The following is a 21,425-nucleotide window of genomic DNA, read 5'->3' as shown; positions in this document are numbered from 1 at the left end:
GTTTTCGCAACCGCATCACCCTATCTGAGCCAGCCCTGGCGCGACCAACGGTCGCAAGCAAAAGCCGGTAACATACTGCCCCTGGCCAACCCCTGCCTGCCTCGGCAGGATGGCGCGCGTACTCCACTCTTTTTAGCGGGAACACTCAATGCAACGTGTGCTTAGCATCTTCATGGCGCTGTGTATCAGCCTGACCTTCGCGCTCGACGCCCACGCCAAGCGTTTCGGCGGCGGCAAGAGCTTCGGCTCGGCGCCCAGCCACCAGACCCGCCAGGCGCCCCAGCAGACCCAGGCCGCACCGAATCAGGCTGGCCGTCAGACGCCCGCTGCCGCCAGCGGTGCCTCGCGCTGGCTCGGCCCGCTGGCCGGTCTGGCCGCCGGTGGCCTGCTCGCCTCGATGTTCATGGGCGACGGCTTCGAGGGCATCCAGTTCATGGATATCCTGATCTTCGGCCTGATCGCGTTCCTGCTGTTCCGCTTCCTCGCCGCCCGCCGTCGCCAGCAGCAGCCTGCCATGGCCGGCCATGCGCCGATGCAGCGTGACATGCCGCAGCAGCCGTCGACCTCCATCTTCGGTGGCAGCGCCGCCCCGGCCGCCGCCGCTCCGGTGATCAATGCCCCGGCCTGGTTCAACGAGCAGAGCTTCGTCGCCGCAGCCCGCGAGCACTTCCTCTCGCTGCAGCAGCACTGGGACGCCAACGAGATGGACAAGATCTCCGAGTTCGTCACCCCGCAGCTGCTGGGCTTCCTCAAGCAGGAGCGCGCCGAGATCGGTGATGCCTATCAGTCGACCTACATCGACGATCTGCAAATCCAGCTCGACGGCGTCGACGACGATGCCGAGAAGACCACCGCGACCCTGACCTTCACCGGCACCGCGAAGACATCGCGCTTCGACCAGGGCGAGCCGTTCAGCGAAAGCTGGCGCATGGAACGTGCCCAGGGCGAGAACCAGCCTTGGCTGGTCGCTGGTATCCGCCAGAACGCCTGATCGGCGTCGTGTAGAAAATCTGGTCTGCCTTAGCGCAGTCCACAGACAAACCCCGCCATCTGGCGGGGTTTGTCGTTTCTGAGCGGCAAGTGACGCGGTGCTGCGAGCCGCTCGATAAAGCCGCTGCGCATCACTCCTTGAGAAAGGCCAGCAGATCGTTGTTGAAGCGCTCCTTGTGAGTGTCGGTCAGGCCGTGCGGAGCACCGGGATAGACGATCAGCTTCGCACCCTTGACCAATGCAGCGGACGCCTTGCCGGAGCTGTCCAGCGGCACGATCTGGTCATCGTCGCCGTGGATCACCAGCGTCGGCACGTCGAACTTCTTCAGGTCACCACGGAAATCGGTGGCCGAGAACGCGGCGATGGAGTCGTAGATGTTCTTGTGCCCGGCCTGCAGACCCTGGGCGCGCCGGTTGTCGATCAGGCCCTGGGAAACCTTGGCACCCGGACGGTTGAAGCCGTAGAACGGCCCGGATGCGAGGTCGAGGTACAGCTGCGCGCGATCCTCCAGCGATGCTTTGCGGATGCCGTCGAAGACTTCCAGCGGCAGCCCACCCGGGTTATCCGCGGTTTTCAGCATCATCGGTGGCACGGCGCTGACCAGCACGGCCTTCTTCACCCGTTCGGTGCCGTGGCGGCCTATGTAGCGCGCCACCTCGCCGCCACCGGTGGAGAAGCCCACCAGGGTGACATCCTTCAGGTCCAGCGCTTCGATCACCGCGGCCAGGTCGTCGGCGTAATGATCCATGTCGTTGCCTTCCCAGGGCTGACTGGAGCGGCCATGGCCGCGGCGGTCGTGAGCGACCACTCGGTAGCCCTCGGATGCGAGGAACAGCATCTGTGATTCCCAGCTATCCGAGTTGAGCGGCCAGCCATGGCTGAAGGTGACCACCGGACCGTCCTTCGGGCCCCAGTCCTTGTAGTACAGCTGCACGCCATCGGCCGTGGTGATGGTGCTGGCGGTGCGAGCGCTGGCGATACTGGATGTCGGTTGCGTGGTCTGCTCCGGCTGCGCGGCGAAAACTGGCTGCATCGCGATGGCCAGCAGCGGGAGGGTGAAGGTGCGGATGATGGCATTCATGGCGTGTGTCTCCTGTTAGTTAGGTACGGTGGGCTGAATCAGTCGGCGAGGATCAGGGTTACGTCGATGTTGCCGCGGGTGGCATTGGAGTACGGGCAGACCACGTGGGCCTGGTTGACCAGCTCCTGCAACACGTCGTGGGCAATGCCGGGTGCGCTGATGGTCAGCTCGGCTTCGATGCCGAAGCCGGTGGGGATCTGGCCGATGCCGACCTTGCCGGTGATGCGGGTGTCGGCTGGCAGGGCGACCTTCTGCTTGCCGGCGACGAACTTCAGCGCGCCGAGAAAGCAGGCCGAGTAGCCGGCAGCGAACAGCTGCTCGGGGTTGGTGCCGGGGCCGCCGGCGCCGCCCAGTTCACGCGGCGTGGACAGCTGCACGTCGAGCGCCTGATCGGAGGAGCTGGCGCGACCTTCACGTCCGCCGGTGGCGGTTGCAGTGGCGGTGTAGAGAATCTTTTCGATGGTCATGGCTACGGTTCCTGTTCTGTTGGTAGGCCAGGGCGTTGTTGCCCGGTGAGAGCTATTCTGCTCACCAGAAAAAACTATTGGTGACGTAGAATCCGGAAAACATGATCAGGAGTACGAAGATGGCCGACCGGCTCGCTGCGCTGATGACCCACTTCCCGATGAGCGCACAGGTGTTCAATACCGGCCCCCTGTGCGGCATCAACACGCTGCAAAGCGATGGCGTGCACGGGCAGCTGCATCTGGTGCGCAGCGGCACGCTGGAGGTGCGCTATGGCAGGGAGTCGCTGCAGGTCGAGCGACCGAGCCTGCTGCTGTTTCCGCGCCCGCTGACGCACCGTTTCATCATCGCCCCCGGGCAGAACGCCGACATGGTCTGCGCAAACCTGTCGTTCGAAGGCGGCACCAGCAACCCGATCGCCTCGGCGCTGGCCGATGTCGTCTGCCTGCCGCTGGATCAGGTCTGGGGCGCCGAGCCGATCCTCTCGCTGCTGTTCGAGGAGGCCTTCGAGCAACGCTGCGGGCGCGTGGCATTGGTCGAGCGGTTGCTCGAAGTGGTGATGATCCAGGTCCTGCGCCAGCTGATGGAAAGCGACGAGGTGAATGGCGGGTTGCTCTCCGGGCTTGCGCACCCGCGCCTGCGCAATGCTCTGGTGGCGATGCACGAGGCGCCGGCGCAGGACTGGACGCTCGAGGAGCTGGCCAGCGTTGCCGGGATGTCCCGCAGCGTGTTCGCCACGGCCTTCCGCGAGACCGTCGGCACTACGCCGGGCCAGTATCTGCAGGGCTGGCGCGTCCGCCTGGCGCAGAAGGCCCTGCGTCGCGGACGGCCGATCAAGATGATCGCGTTCGAAGTGGGCTACGGCAGCGAAGCCGCGTTCTCCCGGGCGTTCAAGGCGCACGCCGGGCATTCGCCGCGGGAGTGGAAAAAGCAGCTGATCACGGCCGCCGACGGGTGAATTCCCGGTACAACCCAGGCTCTTTCACAGGTGCAGCGCGAGGCAGCGGAGCGCGGAATTAGCCCTTTACTTTGCCCATTCTTGACTAAGCTGCTTAGCAGACGCCGGCAAAGCATCGGCGTACCAGCCTGATAAGAAGGAGAACCTCCGATGGATATGAACCGTCGACAGTTCTTCAAGGTCTGCGGTGTGGGCCTTGGGGCGTCGAGCATGGCGGCATTGGGTATGGCCCCACCGACGGCGTATGCCGAGTCGATCCGGCATTTCAAACTGACCAACACGCGCGAAACTCGCAACACCTGCCCCTACTGCTCCGTCGGTTGCGGGCTGATCATCTACAGCCAGGGCAGCGGCGGCAAAAACGTTGCGCAGAACATCATCCACATCGAAGGCGACTCCGATCACCCGGTCAACCGCGGCACCCTGTGCCCGAAAGGTGCCGGCCTGCTCGACTTCGTCCATAGCCCCAACCGCCTGACCCACCCGGAAGTCCGCGAAGCCGGCAGCAACGAGTGGAAGCGCATCGAGTGGAGCGACGCCCTCGACCGCATCGCCCGGCTGATGAAGGACGACCGCGACGCCAACTTCGTCGAACGCAACGAAGAGGGTCAGACGGTCAACCGCTGGCTGAGCACCGGTTTCCTCGCCGCCTCGGCATCATCCAACGAGGCGGGTTACATCACCCACAAGGTGGTTCGTTCACTCGGCATTCTGGGATTCGATAACCAGGCACGTGTCTGACATGGCCCGACGGTGGCAAGTCTTGCCCCGACGTTTGGCCGTGGAGCCATGACCAATCACTGGTCCGATATCCAGAACGCTGACCTGGTCCTGATCATGGGCGGTAACGCCGCCGAAGCGCACCCGTGCGGCTTCAAATGGGTCACCGAGGCCAAGGCGCGCAACAAGGCGCGGCTGGTGGTGGTCGATCCGCGCTTCACCCGTTCGGCCTCGGTGGCCGACATGTATGCGCCGATCCGCACCGGCACCGACATCGCCTTCCTCGGCGGGCTGATCAACTACCTGCTGGAAAACGACAAGATCCAGCACGAATACGTGGTCAACTACACCGACGTCTCGTTCATCGTGAAGGAAGGCTTCGGCTTCGAGAACGGTCTGTTCAACGGCTACGACGGCGATCGGCGTACCTATACGGACAAGGCCAGCTGGAGCTACGAGCTGGACGAAGAAGGCTTCGCCCGCGTCGACAAGAGCCTGACCCACCCGCGCTGCGTGTTTAATCTGCTCAAGCAGCACTACAGCCGTTACACGCCGGAAGTGGTCAGCAACATCTGCGGCACACCGCAGGACAAGATGCTGCAGGTGTGGGAGACCATCGCCGAAACCTCGGCACCGGGCAAGGTCATGACCATCATGTACGCCCTGGGCTGGACGCAGCATTCGACCGGTTCGCAGATGATCCGCACCGGCGCCATGGTGCAGCTGCTGCTCGGCAACATCGGCATGCCCGGCGGCGGGATGAATGCGCTGCGCGGGCACTCCAATATCCAGGGCCTGACCGATCTCGGCCTGCTCTCCAACCTGCTGCCGGGCTACATGACCCTGCCGCTGGAAGCCGAGCAGGACTACGCGGCCTACATCGCCAAGCGCACCGCCAAGCCGCTGCGCCCGGGGCAGCTGTCCTACTGGCAGCACTACGAGAAATTCCACGTCAGCCTGATGAAGGCCTGGTACGGCAAGAACGCCACCGCGGAGAACAACTGGGGCTACGACTGGCTGCCGAAGCTGGATATCCCCGGCTACGACGTGCTCAAGGTGTTCGACATGATGTACCAGGGGCAGGTCAACGGCTATTTCTGCCAGGGCTTCAACCCCATCGCCTCGTTCCCCAACAAGGCCAAGGTCAGCGCCGCGCTGGCCAAGCTCAAGTACCTGGTGATCATGGACCCGCTGGCCACCGAGACCTCGGAGTTCTGGCGCAACGCCGGCGAGTACAACGACGTCGACACCGCCAGCATCCAGACCACGGTGTTCCGCCTGCCGACCACCTGCTTCGCCGAGGAGGACGGCTCGCTGGTCAACAGCGGCCGCTGGCTGCAATGGCACTGGAAGGCCGCCGAGCCGCCGGGCCAGGCGCAGACCGACGTGGTGATCATGGGCGGGCTGTTCCATCGTCTGCGTGAGCTGTATCGCAAGGAGGGCGGCGCCTATGCCGAGCCGCTGCTCAACATCGACTGGGGCTATCGCCAGCCGGAAGAACCGACCGCCGAGGAAATCGCCCAGGAGTACAACGGAAAGGCCCTGAGCGATGTGTTCGACCTGCAGACCGGAGCGCAGGTGGCCAAGGCCGGCGAGCTGCTGCCGGGCTTCGGTCTGCTGCGTGCCGACGGCACCACCTCCAGCGGCTGCTGGATCTGGTGTGGCTCCTGGACTCAGGCCGGCAACCAGATGGCCCGACGTGACAATGCCGACCCCTACGGCATGGGCCAAACGCTGGGCTGGGCCTGGGCCTGGCCAGCCAACCGGCGCATCCTCTACAACCGCGCTTCGGCCGACCCGGCCGGCGACCCGTGGGACCCGCAGAAGAAACGCCTGGTCTGGTGGGACGGCACCAAGTGGGGCGGCACCGACGTGCCGGACTTCAAGGTCGATTCACCACCCGAAGCCGGCATGAACCCGTTCATCATGAACCCCGAAGGGGTGGCGCGGCTGTTCGCCGTGGACAAGATGAACGAGGGGCCATTCCCCGAGCATTACGAGCCGTTCGAGACGCCCATCGGGCGCAACCCCATGCACCCGGATAACGTCCAGGCCATCAGCAATCCGGCCGCGCGGGTGTTCAAGAACGACATGGAGCTGTTCGGCACCGCGGAGGACTTCCCCTACGCGGCCACCACCTACCGGCTGACGGAGCACTTCCACTTCTGGACCAAACATTGCCGGCTCAATGCGATCACCCAGCCCGAGCAGTTCGTCGAGATCGGCGAGGTGCTGGCCAACGAGCTGGGCATCAAGGCCGGCGAGCGGGTCAAGGTGTCGTCCAACCGCGGCTACATCAAGGCGGTGGCGGTGGTGACCAAGCGCATCAAGCCGCTGACGGTGGACGGCCAGACCGTGCATCACATCGGCATTCCGCTGCACTGGGGCTTCGCCGGGGTGGCGCGCAACGGTTACCTGACCAACACGCTGACGCCGTTCGTCGGTGACGCCAACACCCAGACGCCGGAGTTCAAGTCGTTCCTGGTCAACGTGGAGAAGGCATGATGGCTACTCAAGACGTGATTGCCCGCTCCGCCACGACTACCGAGCGGCCGTCGATCCGCGAGATCGGCGAGGTGGCGAAACTGATCGACGTCTCCAAGTGCATCGGCTGCAAGGCCTGCCAGGTGGCGTGTTCGGAATGGAACGACCTGCGCGATGAAGTCGGCACCAGCAACGGGACCTACGACAACCCGATCGACCTCACCGCCGAATCCTGGACGGTGATGAAGTTCGCCGAGTACGAGAACCCCGGCAGCGGCAACCTCGAGTGGCTGATCCGCAAGGACGGCTGCATGCACTGCGCCGACCCCGGCTGCCTCAAGGCCTGCCCGGCGCCGGGGGCCATCGTGAAGTACGCCAACGGCATCGTCGACTTCAACCAGGACCACTGCATCGGCTGCGGCTACTGCATCACCGGTTGCCCGTTCGACATCCCGCGTATCTCCGAGAAGGACAAGAAGGCCTACAAGTGCACGCTGTGTTCCGACCGCGTTTCCGTCGGCCTTGAGCCAGCCTGCGTAAAGACCTGCCCCACCGGGGCAATTGTCTTCGGCAGCAAGGACGATATGAAGGATCACGCGGCCGGGCGTATCGCCGATCTGAAGGAACGCGGTTTCGACCAGGCCGGCCTGTACGACCCCGATGGTGTCGGCGGTACGCACGTGATGTACGTGCTGCACCATGCCGATCAGCCCTCGCTGTACAACGACCTACCGAACGAGCCGACCATCAGTCCACTGGTCGGCCTGTGGAAGGGCGTGACCAAGCCCCTCGCCTTGCTGGGCATGGGCGCGGCGGTGCTGGCCGGCTTCTTCCACTACACACGAGTCGGGCCGATCCGCGTCGAGGAAGAGGACGACAAGGCCGAACTCAGCGAGCCCGTGGTGCACCAGGTCGATCCTTCGGTGCATGTGGTCGACCCCAAGGAGCCGCGACCCTGAATCCGGCGGCCCCGTTCGCGGGGCCATCCTCGGAGTCGATCGCTCAAGGAGCCAACGATGAACAACAACGACATCGAACGCTACAACCCCTCGCAGCGGACCAATCACTGGATCGTTGCCATCCTCTTCGTACTCGCCGCGCTGTCCGGCCTGGCGCTGTTCCATCCGGCGCTGTTCGGCCTCTCCGGGCTGTTCGGCGGCGGCACCTGGACGCGCATCCTGCACCCCTTCATCGGGGTCGCGATGTTCGTCTTCTTCCTCTGGCTGGCGATCCGCTTCGCCGGGCACAACCGCATCGAAGCACGCGACCGCCAGTGGCTCAGGCAGATCAACGACGTGGTGCACAACCGCGAGGAAAAACTGCCGGAAGTCGGCCGCTATAACGCCGGGCAAAAGGTGCTGTTCTGGGTGCTGATCCTCAGCATGCTGGTGTTGCTGCTCAGTGGCATCGTCATCTGGCGCGAGTATTTCAGCAGTTTCTTCGGCATCGTCTCGCTGCGCTGGGCCAGCCTGCTGCATGCGGCCGCCGCCTTCGTGCTGATTGTCAGCATCATCGTGCACATCTACGCCGCCATCTGGATCAAGGGCTCCATGGGCGCGATGCTCTACGGCACCGTCAGCCGGGCCTGGGCGCGCAAGCATCATCCGGCCTGGTTTCGGGAGATCACCGAGCGCAAATAAGCACACCGCTGTAAGCCGAAGATTCCCTGCACCCGCGCGGGAATCTTCGGCCCCGCGCATCATCGAAGCCGAGCGACAGCCGGTGACGGACTATGCTGTTCGGCACAACCCCAAGAATAAGGAGTCCTGCGTGGCAGGCACCATTCTCGAACCCGGGCAGATCGAAGCCGCTGCCAGCAAACCACCCTTCCTCAACCTGCCACCGCGCAACCTGTTCGCCCTCCGCAGCGAGCGCCTGACCAGGCTCGCCGAAGGCCATCCGTTCGCCGACTACCTGCGCCTGCTAACAGCGGTGTGCCAGGCGCAACAGCAGGTGCTGGACAACCCGCCGACAATCGCGCCGCTGGACGAACACCGCACCCGCGAAAGTCTCAGGCACAATCTGCCGCCGCTGGCTGCCGATACTCTGGTGCGCGACGATGCCTGGCTGACGATGCTGGATGCCTGGCTGGATGCCTTCGTGGCGCCGGAAAGCCCCGCGGTAGTGACTGCCATCGAGCAACTGCGTGAGGCCGAAAGCGGCCAGCGCAAGGCATCGGCCGTGGCACTGGTCAGTGGCCAGTACGACAGCCTGCCGCCAGCACTGGTGCCCTTCCTCGGCGCCGCCCTGCAGCTGGCCTGGAGCCACTGGCTGCTGCAGCTCGACCTCTCCGACATGCGCGAGCGCGAAGACCAGACCCACTGCCCCTGCTGCGGTGCGCCGCCGATGGCAGGCATCATCCGCCATCGCGGCCAGCTCAACGGCTTGCGTTATCTGGTCTGCTCGCTGTGCGCCTGCGAGTGGCATTACGTGCGCGTCAAATGCAGCCTCTGCCGCAGCACCAAGAAACTCGACTACCTGCACTTCGAAGGCTCGCCGCAAGGCGTCAAGGCCGAGGTCTGCCCTGAGTGCAATGGCTACCTCAAGCAGCTCTACCTGGACCTGGCGCCGGATGGCGAAAGCCTCTCCGCCGACCTCGCCACCCTGGATCTGGACATGCTGCTGTCCGAGCAGGGCTTTCAGCGCCAGGCCCCCAACCTGCTGCTGGCGCCGGGGGGCGATGCATGAGCAGCAGCCACCTGCCCTCGGTCGACAAGCTGCTGCGCGACCCAGCCTGTCAGCCGCTGCAGCAGCGCTACGGCCGTCAGGCATTGCTGAGCACCCTGCGCGACCTGCTCGATGAACTGCGAGAACCGGCCCGCCACGGCCAGCTGGCTGCACTGGAATTGTCCGAAGCGGTGCTCGCCGGGCGCGCCGGCGAACGCCTGGCCAGCCAGCACCGCAGCCGCGTGCGCCGGGTGTTCAACCTCACCGGCACGGTGCTGCACACCAATCTCGGCCGCGCCCTGTTGCCGGATGAAGCCATCGAGGCGATCACCCTCGCCGCACGTTACCCGCTCAATCTGGAATTCGATCTCGCCACTGGCAAGCGCGGCGACCGCGACGACCTCATCGAAGGGCTGATCCGCGAGCTGACCGGCGCCGAGGCGGTCACCGTGGTCAACAACAACGCCGCCGCCGTGCTGCTGGCCTTGAACAGTCTCGGCGCACGCAAGGAAGGCATCATTTCCCGCGGCGAGCTGATCGAGATCGGCGGCGCCTTCCGCATCCCTGACATCATGGCCCGCGCCGGCGTGAAGCTGCATGAAGTCGGCACCACCAACCGCACCCACGCCAAGGATTACGAAGCGGCGATCAACCCGCGCTCGGGCCTGTTGATGCGTGTGCACACCAGCAATTACAGCGTGCAGGGCTTCACCGCCAGCGTCGCCACCACCGAACTGGCGCGCATCGCCCATGCCCACGATCTGCCGCTGCTGGAAGATCTCGGCAGCGGCAGCCTGCTCGACCTCTCTCGTTGGGGCCTGCCGAAGGAACCCACGGTGCAGGAAGCGCTGCGCGACGGCGCCGATATCGTCACCTTCAGCGGCGACAAGCTGCTCGGCGGCCCGCAGGCCGGGCTGATCGTCGGCAGCAAGGCGCTGATCCAGAAGATCAAGAAGAACCCGCTCAAGCGCGCCCTGCGCGTCGACAAGCTGACCCTTGCCGCGCTGGAAGCGGTGCTCAACCTCTATCGCGATCCCGACCGCCTGGCCGAACGCCTCACCAGCCTGCGCCTGCTCAGCCGCCCGCAGGCCGACATTCGTACCCAGGCTGAACGCATCGCGCCGGCGCTGACGGCCGTGCTCGGCGAAACCTGGCAAGTCGCAGTAACCGATGCCCTGGGCATGATCGGTAGCGGCGCGCAGCCGGTGGCACGCCTACCCAGCGCAGCGCTATGCATCCGCCCGCAGCAGCCCAAGCGCCTGCGCGGCCGCAGCCTGCGCCAGCTGGAAGAAACCCTGCGCTGCCTGCCGATTCCGGTGCTCGGGCGCATCGACGACGACGCCCTCTGGCTCGACCTGCGCCAGCTCGACGACGAGCCGGCATTCCTCGAGCAACTGATGCACCTGCAAGAGGAGCTGGCCCGTTGATCGTCGGTACCGCCGGCCATATCGACCATGGCAAGACCGCGCTACTGCAAGCCCTCACCGGGCAACAGGGCGACCGCCGCCGCGAAGAGCGCGAACGCGGCATCACCATCGACCTCGGCTACGTCTACGCCGACCTAGGTGAAGGCAGCCTCACCGGCTTTATCGACGTGCCCGGCCATGAGCGTTTCGTGCACAACATGCTGGCCGGCGCCAGCGGCATCGACTGCGTGCTGCTGGTGGTCGCCGCCGACGATGGCGTGATGCCGCAGACCCGCGAACACCTGGCCATCGTCGAGCTGCTCGGCATCCGTCGCGCGCTGGTAGCGCTGACCAAGATCGACCGCGTCGAGCCGGTGCGCATCGCCGACGTCGAGCAGCAGATCGAAGACCTGCTGGCCACCGGGCCGTTGGCCGGCGCGCCGATCTTTCCGGTTTCCAGCATCCGCGGCGATGGCATCGACGCCCTGCGCGCGGCGCTGATCGATGAAGCCGCGCGCACCGCCGCACGCGGCGACAGCGGCCACTTCCGCCTGGCCATTGATCGCGCCTTCAGCGTCACCGGCGCCGGTGTGGTGGTCACCGGTACAGCCTTTGCCGGGCGCGTGCGAATCGGCGATGAACTGCTGCTCGGCCCCACCGGCAAACGCGTGCGCGTCCGCGGTCTGCACGCGCAGAACCGTGAAGCGAACGAAGCCCATGCCGGCCAGCGGGTGGCCTTGAACCTGGCCGGGGATCGGCTTGCAGTGGAGAAGATCCATCGCGGCGATTGGCTGCTGCACCCACTGCTGCATGCACCAACGCAACGCATCGATATCGACTTCCAGCTGCTGCCGGGCGAGGCCCACGAACTCAAGCACTGGACGCCGGTGCACATACACCTCGGCGCCCAGGACGTCACCGCGCGCGTCGCCCTGCTCGAAGATGCGAGCCTGGCACCGGGCGAACGCGCCTTTGCCCAATTACTGCTGAATGCACCGAGCCACGCCGTGCATGGCGATCGCATCGTCCTGCGCGATCAGTCCGCCCAGCGCACCCTCGGCGGGGGCCGCGTGCTCGACCCGTACGCACCACCGCGCAATCGCCGCCGCGCCGCACGGCTGGAGCAACTTCGCGCCCTCGCCCAGCCAAGCCTGGAGCAGGCATTGCCGCCGCTGCTCGCCAGCGCCGCCAACGGCATCGACCCACAAAGCCTGGAACGCCAGTTCAACCGCCCGCGCGACGGCTGGCAGCTGCCGCACGGCGTAGTGGAAGTAGGTACACGACTGGGCCCACGACTGTTCGATCAGGCCCGCTGGAGCGAACTCGAAACCACCCTGCTCGCCACCCTGCAGCGCTTTCACGAAGAACAACCCGACGAACTCGGCCCTGACCGCGACCGCCTGCGCCGCTATGCGCTGCCGCAACTGGAACGGCCGGTGTTCATCGCCCTGCTGGAGCAGGCACTGGCCGCCGGCAGCATCGAAACCAGCGGCCCCTGGCTGCACCGCCCCGATCACCGGGTGCGCCTGAGCGATACGGAAGAAGGTTTGAAGGAACGCCTGTGGCCGCTGCTCGAAGCCGGCCAGTTCGACCCGCCCTGGGTCCGCGACCTGGCCCGCGACCTCAGCGTCGATGAAACGCAGATGCGCAACCTGCTCCGCAAGCTCGCCCGCCTCGGCCTGTTGCAACAGGTGGTGAAAGATTTGTTCTACCCCGAGTTCACCATTCGCCAACTCGCGGGGCATGTACTGCAACTGGAAGCACAAAGCGGCGTGATCCGCGCCGCCGCCTTCCGCGACCGCATCCAGCTCGGCCGCAAACGCAGCATCCAGCTGCTCGAACACTTCGACCGCATCGGCCTAACCCGCCGCTTCGGCAACGAACGCAAAGTCCGCCAGGAAAGTGCCTTGGCGATCCAGTCAGGCCTGGGGTAGGCTGGTCGCCGCTTCCCTTTGGCGTCTCGACCAAATAAGGAAGGCAATCGCACCCGGTGGTGCGGCCGGGCTTCAAACCCGGTTGGGGGCGGCAGCCGTTCCCGGGTGAGTTCGACTCTCACTGCCTTCCGCCATCTACCCCCTCTACCCCTCGCCACCACCCTGCGACAGCCCGCCTCACTTCGCAATATCAAAAAGCCATCGCGCTCTAGCGCGAAGCGCGTCACAATCGCGGCTTTTCTTTCCAGGGATAGGAGAGGTGTCGTGGGTAACCCGCCAGATGAGCGCCGTGCATTACACGCGTTGCGTGACCATATCGATTGCCTGCTGGCTGAAGGTGCATCCCTCGTCGGGCGCGACCCGGTGCAGCTGAGCTTTCAGGGCCGGACGCTGACGGTGCAGCACGGCATGCTGGTCAACGAGAGCGGCCATCAGGATCTGATCGAGACGCTGGCCGAGCTGGAGTGGACGAACAAGCGCACGCGCAATATGGCGATCGATATCTGCATCCGCCAGCTGGACCATGCGATCAAGGCGAGCTGTGTGAAGGTGCTCGACCTGTCGACACCGGACAAGCCCTGAGCGCCTATCCCGCGGCAATTGCCAGCATTGCGCCCTGGCATAGCGTCGGGGCGGCGGGCTGAAAGCCTCCGCTCCTGGCCCACCTCAAGCACCTACTATTTCCACTGCAACGCCTGCACATGGGCGTTGGCGGGGTCGAAGTTGTCGAGCCGCATGCGTTCCGCGATGGCGGCTTCGGCGGCTTCGCCCAGTGGGAATTGGTCGCGCACGGTGACCCAGTCCGCGGGTTGCAGGCGGACCATCCAGCCCTCCCCATAACAATCCTGATTGATCAGCGCCGGACGCTGTAGCAGTGCTTCGTTCGCCGTCAGCAGTTCACCGCTCACCGGGCTGCGCGCCGACGAGGCGGCCTTGGCAAATTCCACTACACCGAAGCTGCGGTCGCGCTCGATACGTGCGCCGACGCGCTTGGGGGTGAAAGCGAAGATCTGGCCGTACAGCGCGCAGCCGTATGCGGTCAGGCCGATGGTCAGGCTGCCGTCGGCCTCCTCGCGCAGCCACAGGCTGTGCTCCGGGGCGTAGCGCAGCGAATCGGGGAATTCCAGGCCGTGCACATTCATAGGGTCAGCACCCGTTCGTATTCGAGGATCATCTGCGCCAGTTCGCCGCCGCTGGAGATTTCATCCAGCTCGGCGATCAGCGTGGCGGGGTCGAGCTGAACCCCGGGCTGGCGACACATCAGCAAGCGCGCGCCAGCCTGCTTGGCGTTGCGGATGAAGTGCAACAGCGGCTCGCCACCTTCCACCGCGCACAGCGATTCGGCCACCTCGCGGCGCGCCAACTGCGTGCCTTCACCGGTGAGGTAGAGGGTTACCTCGGCATCCATGCAGGCCAGCAGCGTGGCGATATGAAAAGGCGCGGCGCAGCGCGCCGGGGTACTGGGGCCGCTGGCGACCAGAACCAGTACGCGTTGTGAACCGTTGTGTTCCATAAGCCCTCATGCGGTAGCCCGGCGAGTTAAGCCGTCAAATGCACGTTCGCCGCTGTTCGAACCATAGCGCGAAACTATCATCACCATAGCCTACCGGTTGCCGTTTGATGGTCTAGGATTTTCTTCGTGCACTGAAAAGGAGATCGAGCATGTTGGCAACCTTGCTACCGGCCCTTAAAGAACTCGCCCTGCCGTTGAAGCTGCAGCTATGGGATGGCAACGAGATCGAGATCGGCCCTACTCCCTGCGTCACGCTGGTGATTAAGGACCCCAGCCTTGTTACCCGGCTGAGGCAGCCGAGCCTGGACGTGCTCGGCGCGGCCTACGTCGAGGGGCAGATCGACCTGCTTGGGCCAGTGGGTGAGGTCATTCGGATCGGCGATGTAATCACAAGGGCGCTGGGCCAGGACGATTTTCCGCTGCCTTCGCGCGAGGCGCATGACAAGGCGACCGACGCCGAAGCCATTTCCTATCACTACGACCTGTCCAACGATTTCTATCGGCTCTGGCTGGATAGGGACATGGTCTATTCCTGCGCCTATTTCGAAACCGGCAGCGAGGATCTGGAACAGGCGCAGCAGGCCAAGCTGCGCCACCTATGCCGCAAATTGCGGCTCAAGCCTGGCGAGCGCCTGCTGGATGTCGGCTGCGGCTGGGGTGGTCTGGCTCGCTATGCGGCACGCGAGTTCGGCGCGAAGGTGTTCGGCATCACCTTGAGCCGCGAGCAGCTCGAACTGGCTCGCGAACGGGTGGTCGAGGAAGGCCTAGCAAAGCAGATCACTCTGGAGCTGATGGACTATCGCGACCTGCCGCAGGATGGCCGTTTCGACAAGGTCGTCAGCGTCGGCATGTTCGAGCATGTCGGCCACGCCAACCTGCCGCTGTACTGCCAGCGGCTGTTCGACGCCGTGCGCCCCGGCGGGCTGGTGATGAACCACGGCATCACCGCCCGACACATCGACGGCCGCCCGGTCGGGCATGGCGCCGGCGAGTTCATCAACCGCTACGTATTCCCCCACGGCGAGCTGCCGCATCTGGTGAACATCAGCAGCTGCATCAGCGATGCCGGGCTGGAAATCGTCGACGTGGAAAGCCTGCGCCTGCACTACGCGCGTACGCTGGAGTTCTGGAGTGAGCGGCTGGAAGCGCAGCTGGAGCAGGCAAAACGGATGGTTCCCGAACGCGCGTTGCGCATCTGGCGCCTTTACTTGGCCGGTTGCGCCTACGGCTTCCGCCACAACTGGATCAACCTGCACCAGATCCTCGCCAGCAAGCCGCTGGCGGATGGCTCACACGAGCTGCCCTGGAGCCGGGCGGACCTTTACAGCTGACCACAGCCGCGCCCGGGACGGGCGCGCAGCGGATGGGTGATCAGCGCAGCAACAGCAGCGGCGTGGAGGTGGTGCGGATCATGTTGGTGGTGGTGCTGCCGACGAAGAACTGGCGAATGCGCGAGTGGCCGTAGGCGCCCATCACCAGCAGGTCGATACCGTGCTCGGCCTGATAGGCATGCAGGGTCGGCTCGACTTCACCGGCGCGGATGGCGATTTCCACGTTGAAACCGGCGGCGGTCAGCACGCCGCGGGCATTTTCCAGCTGGGCCTGACTGTCGGCGGTGTCGGCCGCGACCATTACCAGATGAATCGGCATGCCCTTGAACAGCGGGCTGCCGGCGAGCATTTCCACGCCCTTGCGGCTGGTGGCGCTACCGTCGAAGGCGAGCATCACGCTTTGCGGTGCGCTGAAGTCGCCGGGCGCGACCAGGATCGGCCGCTGCATGGTGCGGATGACGTTTTCCAGCTGGCTGCCGATGTGCTGGATGGCATCGCCGCTGTCCTCGCCCTGACGACCGATGACCAGCAGGCGTGTTTCGTCCTGCAAATCACGCAGGGACTCGACCAGATCACCGTGGCGCTGCCGACACTCGGGCTGGGCGACGCCGGCGGAGATCGCCCGCTGACGTGCCGAATCGAGCATCATGCGGCCCTCCTCCAGCGCCAGCTTGGCGCGTTTCTCGTCCAGCGTGGCCAGCTCCTGCAGAAGGAATTCGCGGCTGCCGAGGCCGATGATGCCGCTCAGGTCGCCCGACACCGGATACTGCTGGCGGTCGAGCACGTGCAGCAGCGTCAGGGGCGCATCCAGGCGCTTGCTGGCCCAGGCCGAACAGTCGCAAACCGCCGCGGCCTGCGGTGATCCGTCGATACAAGCCATTACGTGGGTCATTGTCGTTCTCCTGGTCAGTGGCTCATGAGCTTGTCGATGGCCTCGGGTTTGTCATGCACACCGAAGCGGTCAACGATGGTCGCGCTGGCTTCGTTCAGACCCAGCACTTCGACCTCGGTGCCTTCGCGGCGGAACTTGATGACCACCTTGTCCAGCGCCGCCACGGCGGTGATGTCCCAGAAATGCGCGCGGGACAGGTCGATGGTGACCTTGCCGAGTGCTTCCTTGAAGTCGAACGCACCGGTGAATTTTTCCGACGAGCTGAAGAATACCTGCCCGACCACCCTGTAGGTGCGCTGATTGCCGGCGGCATCCAGCTCCGAACCGATGTGCAGGTAGTGGCCGACCTTGTTGGCGAAGAACATCGCCGCCAGCAGCACGCCCGCCAGAACACCGTAGGCCAGGTTGTGGGTGAAGACCACCACCACCACGGTGACGACCATGACGATGTTGGTGGAAAGCGGGTAGCGCTTGAGGTTGCGCAGCGAATCCCAGCTGAAGGTGCCGATCGACACCATGATCATCACCGCCACCAGCGCGGCCATGGGGATCTGCCCGACCCAGTCACTTAAGAACACCACCATCAGCAGCAGCACCACACCGGCGATCAGCGTCGACAGCCGGGTACGGCCGCCGGATTTCACGTTGATCACCGACTGGCCGATCATCGCGCAGCCGGCCATGCCGCCGAAGAGGCCGGAGACGATGTTGGAAACGCCCTGCCCTTTGCATTCGCGGTTCTTGTCGCTGCCAGTGTCGGTGAGGTCGTCGACGATGGTCGCGGTCATCAGCGATTCCAGCAGGCCGACCACGGCCAGCGCGGCGGAATACGGGAAGATGATCGCCAGGGTTTCGAAAGTCAGCGGCACTTCCGGCCAGAGGAAGACCGGCAGGGTGTCAGGCAGGTCACCCATGTCGGCGACGGTGCGGATATCCAGGCCGAAATACATGGCCACTGCCGTCATCGAAAGAATGCACACCAGCGGCGAGGGGATGACCTTGCCGAGCTTCGGCACATAGGGGAACAGGTAGATGATGCCGAGGCCCGCCGCGGTCATGGCGTAGACGTGCCAGGTGACGTTCGTCAGTTCCGGCAGCTGCGCCATGAAGATCAGGATGGCCAGCGCGTTGACGAAGCCGGTAACCACCGAACGCGACACGAAGCGCATCAGCGAACCCAGGCGCAGGTAGCCGGCGCCGATCTGCAACAGGCCGCAGAGCAGTGTCGCCGCCAGCAGGTACTGCAGGCCGTGCTCACGCACTAGCGTCACCATCAGCAGTGCCATGGCGCCGGTCGCTGCGGAGATCATTCCCGGGCGGCCACCGACGAAGGCGATCACCACGGCGATACAGAAGGAGGCATACAGGCCGACCCGCGGATCGACCCCGGCGATGATGGAGAAGGCGATGGCTTCGGGAATCAGCGCCAGCGCGACGACGAGGCCGGACAGCACATCGCCACGGACGTTGGAGAACCAGTTTTGTTTGAGCGTTTGCAGCATCGGACTATCCAGAGCAAAAGCACCACCATGCAGACCACGGGCGGCCGGCAGCGATACAAGACGAGATTTTTGGTGTGATTGATTCGGCTGTCAGTCGACGAAACGCACGGACAGCAGCGCACGACCACCCCATGACAGGCAGTCGCAAAGTGACGCGAGGGGGCGCAGCGCTATGGCGGACTAGGCAGCCAGGTCATGGGCATTACGAGCTCTTCTCTGAGCGACTCGCCGGGCGAATCGCATTCGGGGGGCGACATTCTAGTCGCATCGCCCCCCGTTTACGACCGCCAATCTAGGTCCAGAGCGCATCCAGATTGCTGAAGCCCCAGGCGGCGGGGTCTTCGCGGCCGACAATGCGGTCGCTGCATTGCGGGCTGGAGAGGTCCAGCTCCACCGGCACGATCGTCGCGCGGGCGCGGGTGGAATAGAACAGTTTCAGGCGCGGCGCCGTCAGCTGCTGCGCGTTGTGTTCGATGACCACGCCGAGCCGCCCGGACTGCAGCCGTACCAACGAGCCCAGCGGGTAGATGCCCACCGTGCGCACGAAGGCATGCAGGATCTGGGTATCGAAGTGCCCCTGCCACTGCGCCATGCGCGCCAGCGAGCCCGAGGCATCCCAGGCGGTTTTATACGGGCGATCCGAGGTGATGGCGTCATACACGTCGCAGATCGCGCCCATGCGCGCCAGCCGGCTGATCTGCTCGCCGGCCAGCCGGTGCGGATAGCCGGTGCCGTCCATCTTCTCGTGATGATGCAGGCAGACGTCCAGCACTGCGTCGGAGATGGCCGTTCCCGCGCCCAGCAGGATCGCGTGACCACGCTCGGGGTGGCTGCGCATGACTGCGTATTCGTCGTCGCTGAGCTTGCCCGGCTTGTTCAGCACATCCAGCGGCATGGCCATCTTGCCGATGTCGTGCAGCAGCCCGGCAAAGCCGGCTTCCTGGACTTCCTGTTCGCTCAGGCCCAGCTGCCGGCCCAGCGCGACCATCAGCGCGCAGACCGCCACCGAATGCATGTAGGTGTACTCGTCCTTGGTCTTCAGCCGCGCCAGGCTGAGCAATGCCGAGCCGTTGCGCGCCAGGGATGCGGAAATCTGCTCGACCAGTGGCAGGCACTGCTGCGGGTCGACGGCCTTGCCCAGGCGCGCCTCGTTGAACAGCGAGGTCACCTGCTGCTTGGAACGCTTGAGCAACTGCGCGGCGCGCTGCATTTCTTCCTGAACGTTGCATTGCTGGACCGACGCGGCGGTCGGCCGAGGCGCAACTGGCACGGCGTCGGAGACCAGCTGTGGAGACTCGGCGGCCGGGGGCGTTGCCGTTTCGACATCGACGCCCTTGCCCGTATCGATCCACAGCGCCTTGACGCCGCTGCTGCGCAGCGCCTGCAGGTCGGCGGGGTCTGTGAGCAAGAATTTGCTGCGCCAGAAGGAATGATCGAACCAGCTGCCGTCCAGCCCATGGACGTACATGCCGAAGCGGAGTTGGCTGACAAGGATTTTTCTGAGCAAGGCGGACCTCGACTGGAGCGGCTGGCCGTTCCGTACTAGCGATCCCTGCTGAGCTGATGGTAACTCCCCGCAGTATAGTGATGACGGCACTATGCCTCCATTGGGATAGATCAAGACTTTGGTGCTATCCCGAGGCTCGCCAATGCGCCACCACTGCCGACTATCGCTTACCATCGTCGCGTCCTGTCGCGAGCGCCGTCATGTCAGCACTGTCCAACCGCCTGCGGGTAACCCTGATCGTTGCGCTGATCCTCATCGGCCTGCTGCTGAGCATGTACTGGGCCGGGCGCCTGGCCGAGCAGCGCGCCTGGGCCGAGCGAGCCCAGGAAGCGCAGGGGCAGCTGGAACTCTATGCCCAGGCGATCCACACCCAGGTCGAACGCTTCCGCTCGGTGCCGGCCCTACTGGCGCTGGACAGCGACATCCAGGCGCTGCTCGCCGAACCGGGCAACCGCGCGCTGCGCCGCCAGCTCAACCAGCGCCTGGAACAGCAGAACCACGCAGCCGGCTCCTCGGTGCTGTACCTGCTCGACCGCGACGGCGAGACCATCGCCGCCAGCAACTGGCGCGACTGGAGCAGCTTCGTCGGCAACAACTACGCCTTCCGCCCGTATTTCCGCGATGCGGTGAGCAACGACAGCGGGCGCTATTTCGCCGTCGGCGTCACCACCGGCATTCCCGGCTACTTCCTCTCCAGCTCTGTGAAGAATGCCGACGGCGAGGTGCTCGGCGTGCTGGTAGTCAAGCTCGAGCTGGAAGAGATGCAGCGCGACTGGGTCGGCCAGCCGGGCATCCTGCTGATCGCCGACTCGCTCGATATCGTCATCCTCACCAACCGCCCGGCCTGGCGCTTCCGCTATCTGCGCCCGCTCAGCGACGAGGTGCGCAGCCGCCTGATCGACGCCCGGCGCTATGCCGAACAGACGCTGCAGCCGCTGCCGAGCAGCCGCGTACAGCAACTCGCCGAGGGCAGCGAGCGACGCCTGGTGGATGGCCCGGACGGCCGCCGAGAATACCTCTGGCAACGCCTGGCGCTGCCGGAAGACGACTGGACTCTGCACCTGCTGCACGACCCACAGATGGTGGTCGCCAGCGTGCGCAGCTATCGCCTGGCCGCGGCGGGCGTGTGGATGACCCTGGCCTTTCTGCTGCTCTACCTGGCGCAACGCGGCAAGACCCGCCGCGTCGAACAGCGCAGCCGCAACGAGCTGGAGCGCCTGGTGCACGAGCGCACCCGCGAGCTGCACACCGCCCAGGACGAACTGGTGCATGCGGCGCGCATGGCCGCCCTGGGGCAGATGTCCGCCGCCCTCGCCCACGAGATCAACCAGCCGCTGACCGCATTGCGCATGCAGCTCGCCAGCCTTCGCCTGCTGCTCGACAGCGGCCGCGACGGCGAGGTGCGCGAAGGCCTCGGGCATGTCGAAAGCCTGCTCGAACGCATGGCGGCGTTGACCGGCCACCTGAAGACCTTCGCTCGCAAGAGCCCGGCCGGGCTGCGCCAGCGTCTGAGCCTGGCCGAGGTGCTGGAGCAGGCCCTGCAGCTGCTCTCGCCGCGCATTCGCAGCGAGCAGGTCGAGGTATTCCGCCAGGTACCGGCCGAGGCTGCGGTCAGCGGCGACGCCATCCGCCTCGAGCAGGTGCTGATCAATCTGCTGCACAACGCGCTGGATGCCATGGCCGAGCGCCCGCAGCGACGCCTGCGCATCCTCTGTCAGCTCAACGGTGACCGCTGGCAGCTCAGCGTGGGCGACAACGGCGGCGGTATTGCCAGCGAACATCTGGATCAGGTTTTCGAGCCCTTCTTCACCACCAAGCCGGTCGGCCAGGGCCTCGGCCTCGGGCTGGCGGTGTCCTACGGCATCGTCCGTGAGATGGGCGGCACGCTGGAAGTCAGCAACGACGAGCACGGCGCGGTGTTCACTCTGACGCTGCCGGCTGCCGAAGCGCACGCCGCCGAGTAAACTGCCGCGA

18 protein-coding genes and 1 tRNA gene are annotated in these 21,425 nt (G+C 65.2%); 12 read left to right on the top strand and 7 right to left on the bottom strand.

Features of this window, described 5'->3' with window-relative positions; all coding sequences use genetic code 11:
* Positions 1–148: 148 nt before the first annotated feature.
* Positions 149–991: a Tim44 domain-containing protein gene (locus F753_RS32835; protein ID WP_023444806.1), complete on the top strand. Its 843-nt coding sequence runs from the start codon at positions 149–151 to the stop codon at positions 989–991.
* 130 nt (positions 992–1,121) lie between these two features.
* Here F753_RS32835 and F753_RS32830 read toward each other — a convergent pair whose 3' ends face one another.
* Both F753_RS32830 and F753_RS32825 read right to left on the bottom strand, forming a co-directional pair.
* The gene (locus tag F753_RS32830) at positions 1,122–2,072 is read right to left on the bottom strand and encodes an alpha/beta fold hydrolase (protein ID WP_023444805.1); all 951 of its coding nucleotides are present in this window, start codon (positions 2,070–2,072) and stop codon (positions 1,122–1,124) included.
* Between the two features lie 38 nt (positions 2,073–2,110).
* Positions 2,111–2,539 carry an organic hydroperoxide resistance protein gene (locus F753_RS32825; protein WP_014822048.1) on the bottom strand — a complete coding sequence of 143 codons (429 nt, stop codon included), beginning with the start codon at positions 2,537–2,539 and terminating at the stop codon, positions 2,111–2,113.
* Between the two features lie 119 nt (positions 2,540–2,658).
* Between F753_RS32825 and F753_RS32820 the strand changes: the two genes are divergently transcribed.
* The 9 genes from F753_RS32820 (at position 2,659) to F753_RS32775 (ending at position 13,288) form a co-directional block, all read left to right on the top strand.
* Positions 2,659–3,495 (top strand): AraC family transcriptional regulator, encoded by an 837-nt coding sequence (locus F753_RS32820; RefSeq protein ID WP_023444804.1) that lies wholly within the window; start codon positions 2,659–2,661, stop codon positions 3,493–3,495.
* 150 nt (positions 3,496–3,645) lie between these two features.
* The gene (fdnG, locus tag F753_RS32810; protein ID WP_156924029.1) at positions 3,646–6,720 is read left to right on the top strand and encodes a formate dehydrogenase-N subunit alpha; all 3,075 of its coding nucleotides are present in this window, start codon (positions 3,646–3,648) and stop codon (positions 6,718–6,720) included.
* Positions 6,720–7,658, top strand: coding sequence for a formate dehydrogenase subunit beta (gene fdxH / locus F753_RS32805; protein ID WP_023444802.1), 939 nt, complete (start codon positions 6,720–6,722; stop codon positions 7,656–7,658). Before fdnG ends, fdxH begins: the two co-directional genes overlap by 1 nt.
* A 57-nt stretch (positions 7,659–7,715) precedes the next feature.
* Positions 7,716–8,339, top strand: a complete 624-nt coding sequence (locus F753_RS32800; RefSeq protein ID WP_023444801.1) for a formate dehydrogenase subunit gamma — start codon at positions 7,716–7,718, stop codon at positions 8,337–8,339.
* A 130-nt stretch (positions 8,340–8,469) separates the two neighbouring features.
* The gene (gene fdhE / locus F753_RS32795) at positions 8,470–9,387 is read left to right on the top strand and encodes a formate dehydrogenase accessory protein FdhE (protein ID WP_023444800.1); all 918 of its coding nucleotides are present in this window, start codon (positions 8,470–8,472) and stop codon (positions 9,385–9,387) included.
* The gene (selA, locus tag F753_RS32790) at positions 9,384–10,793 is read left to right on the top strand and encodes an L-seryl-tRNA(Sec) selenium transferase (RefSeq protein WP_023444799.1); all 1,410 of its coding nucleotides are present in this window, start codon (positions 9,384–9,386) and stop codon (positions 10,791–10,793) included. The genes fdhE and selA overlap by 4 nt, the downstream gene beginning before the upstream one ends.
* Positions 10,790–12,706: a selenocysteine-specific translation elongation factor gene (gene selB, locus F753_RS32785; RefSeq protein ID WP_023444798.1), complete on the top strand. Its 1,917-nt coding sequence runs from the start codon at positions 10,790–10,792 to the stop codon at positions 12,704–12,706. The genes selA and selB overlap by 4 nt, the downstream gene beginning before the upstream one ends.
* Before the next feature lie 38 nt (positions 12,707–12,744).
* Positions 12,745–12,840, top strand: a tRNA-Sec gene (locus F753_RS32780).
* Positions 12,841–12,970: 130 nt separating this feature from the next.
* Positions 12,971–13,288, top strand: a complete 318-nt coding sequence (locus F753_RS32775) for a hypothetical protein (RefSeq protein ID WP_031297438.1) — start codon at positions 12,971–12,973, stop codon at positions 13,286–13,288.
* 95 nt (positions 13,289–13,383) lie between these two features.
* On the opposite strand, the gene F753_RS32770 is transcribed toward F753_RS32775, so the two are convergent.
* Together F753_RS32770 and F753_RS32765 are read right to left on the bottom strand one after the other, a co-directional pair.
* Entirely contained in the window at positions 13,384–13,848 is a 465-nt protein-coding gene (locus F753_RS32770; protein WP_023444796.1) for a glycine cleavage system protein H, read from the bottom strand.
* Complete coding sequence (locus F753_RS32765) at positions 13,845–14,219, bottom strand: DsrE family protein (protein WP_023444795.1); 375 nt, start codon at positions 14,217–14,219, stop codon at positions 13,845–13,847. Before F753_RS32765 ends, F753_RS32770 begins: the two co-directional genes overlap by 4 nt.
* Positions 14,220–14,368: 149 nt before the next feature.
* Here F753_RS32765 and cfaB point away from each other — a divergent pair, with 149 nt between their 5' ends.
* A complete protein-coding gene (gene cfaB / locus F753_RS32760; protein WP_023444794.1) occupies positions 14,369–15,550 on the top strand; it encodes a C17 cyclopropane fatty acid synthase CfaB in 1,182 nt (393 codons plus the stop codon).
* A 40-nt stretch (positions 15,551–15,590) separates the two neighbouring features.
* On the opposite strand, the gene F753_RS32755 is transcribed toward cfaB, so the two are convergent.
* The 3 genes from F753_RS32755 to F753_RS32745 form a co-directional block, all read right to left on the bottom strand.
* On the bottom strand, positions 15,591–16,442 hold the full coding sequence (locus F753_RS32755; RefSeq protein ID WP_023444793.1) for a universal stress protein: 852 nt from the start codon (positions 16,440–16,442) through the stop codon (positions 15,591–15,593).
* 14 nt (positions 16,443–16,456) lie between these two features.
* Positions 16,457–17,944 (bottom strand): SulP family inorganic anion transporter, encoded by a 1,488-nt coding sequence (locus F753_RS32750; protein WP_023444792.1) that lies wholly within the window; start codon positions 17,942–17,944, stop codon positions 16,457–16,459.
* Positions 17,945–18,236: 292 nt separating this feature from the next.
* Positions 18,237–19,451: a cyclic di-GMP phosphodiesterase gene (locus F753_RS32745; protein ID WP_084799367.1), complete on the bottom strand. Its 1,215-nt coding sequence runs from the start codon at positions 19,449–19,451 to the stop codon at positions 18,237–18,239.
* Positions 19,452–19,651: 200 nt separating this feature from the next.
* On the opposite strand from F753_RS32745, the gene F753_RS32740 reads away from it, so the two are divergent.
* Positions 19,652–21,415 carry a sensor histidine kinase gene (locus tag F753_RS32740; protein WP_023444790.1) on the top strand — a complete coding sequence of 588 codons (1,764 nt, stop codon included), beginning with the start codon at positions 19,652–19,654 and terminating at the stop codon, positions 21,413–21,415.
* Positions 21,416–21,425: the final 10 nt, after the last annotated feature.

It is taken from the genome of Stutzerimonas chloritidismutans AW-1, from assembly GCF_000495915.1.
Taxonomy (GTDB): Bacteria; Pseudomonadota; Gammaproteobacteria; order Pseudomonadales; family Pseudomonadaceae; genus Stutzerimonas; species Stutzerimonas chloritidismutans.
This window is presented reverse-complemented; position numbering and strand designations above follow the sequence as displayed.

Excerpts from the sequence above, each read along its gene's own strand:
- F753_RS32835 (WP_023444806.1), top strand. The coding sequence starts at position 149 with ATGCAACGTGTGCTTAGCATCTTCATGGCGCTGTGTATCAGCCTGACC.
- F753_RS32830 (WP_023444805.1), bottom strand. The coding sequence starts at position 2,072 with ATGAATGCCATCATCCGCACCTTCACCCTCCCGCTGCTGGCCATCGCG.
- F753_RS32825 (WP_014822048.1), bottom strand. The coding sequence starts at position 2,539 with ATGACCATCGAAAAGATTCTCTACACCGCCACTGCAACCGCCACCGGC.
- F753_RS32820 (WP_023444804.1), top strand. The coding sequence starts at position 2,659 with ATGGCCGACCGGCTCGCTGCGCTGATGACCCACTTCCCGATGAGCGCA.
- fdxH (WP_023444802.1), top strand. The coding sequence starts at position 6,720 with ATGGCTACTCAAGACGTGATTGCCCGCTCCGCCACGACTACCGAGCGG.
- F753_RS32800 (WP_023444801.1), top strand. The coding sequence starts at position 7,716 with ATGAACAACAACGACATCGAACGCTACAACCCCTCGCAGCGGACCAAT.
- selA (WP_023444799.1), top strand. The coding sequence starts at position 9,384 with ATGAGCAGCAGCCACCTGCCCTCGGTCGACAAGCTGCTGCGCGACCCA.
- F753_RS32770 (WP_023444796.1), bottom strand. The coding sequence starts at position 13,848 with ATGAATGTGCACGGCCTGGAATTCCCCGATTCGCTGCGCTACGCCCCG.
- F753_RS32765 (WP_023444795.1), bottom strand. The coding sequence starts at position 14,219 with ATGGAACACAACGGTTCACAACGCGTACTGGTTCTGGTCGCCAGCGGC.
- cfaB (WP_023444794.1), top strand. The coding sequence starts at position 14,369 with ATGTTGGCAACCTTGCTACCGGCCCTTAAAGAACTCGCCCTGCCGTTG.
- F753_RS32755 (WP_023444793.1), bottom strand. The coding sequence starts at position 16,442 with ATGACCCACGTAATGGCTTGTATCGACGGATCACCGCAGGCCGCGGCG.
- F753_RS32750 (WP_023444792.1), bottom strand. The coding sequence starts at position 17,944 with ATGCTGCAAACGCTCAAACAAAACTGGTTCTCCAACGTCCGTGGCGAT.
- F753_RS32740 (WP_023444790.1), top strand. The coding sequence starts at position 19,652 with ATGTCAGCACTGTCCAACCGCCTGCGGGTAACCCTGATCGTTGCGCTG.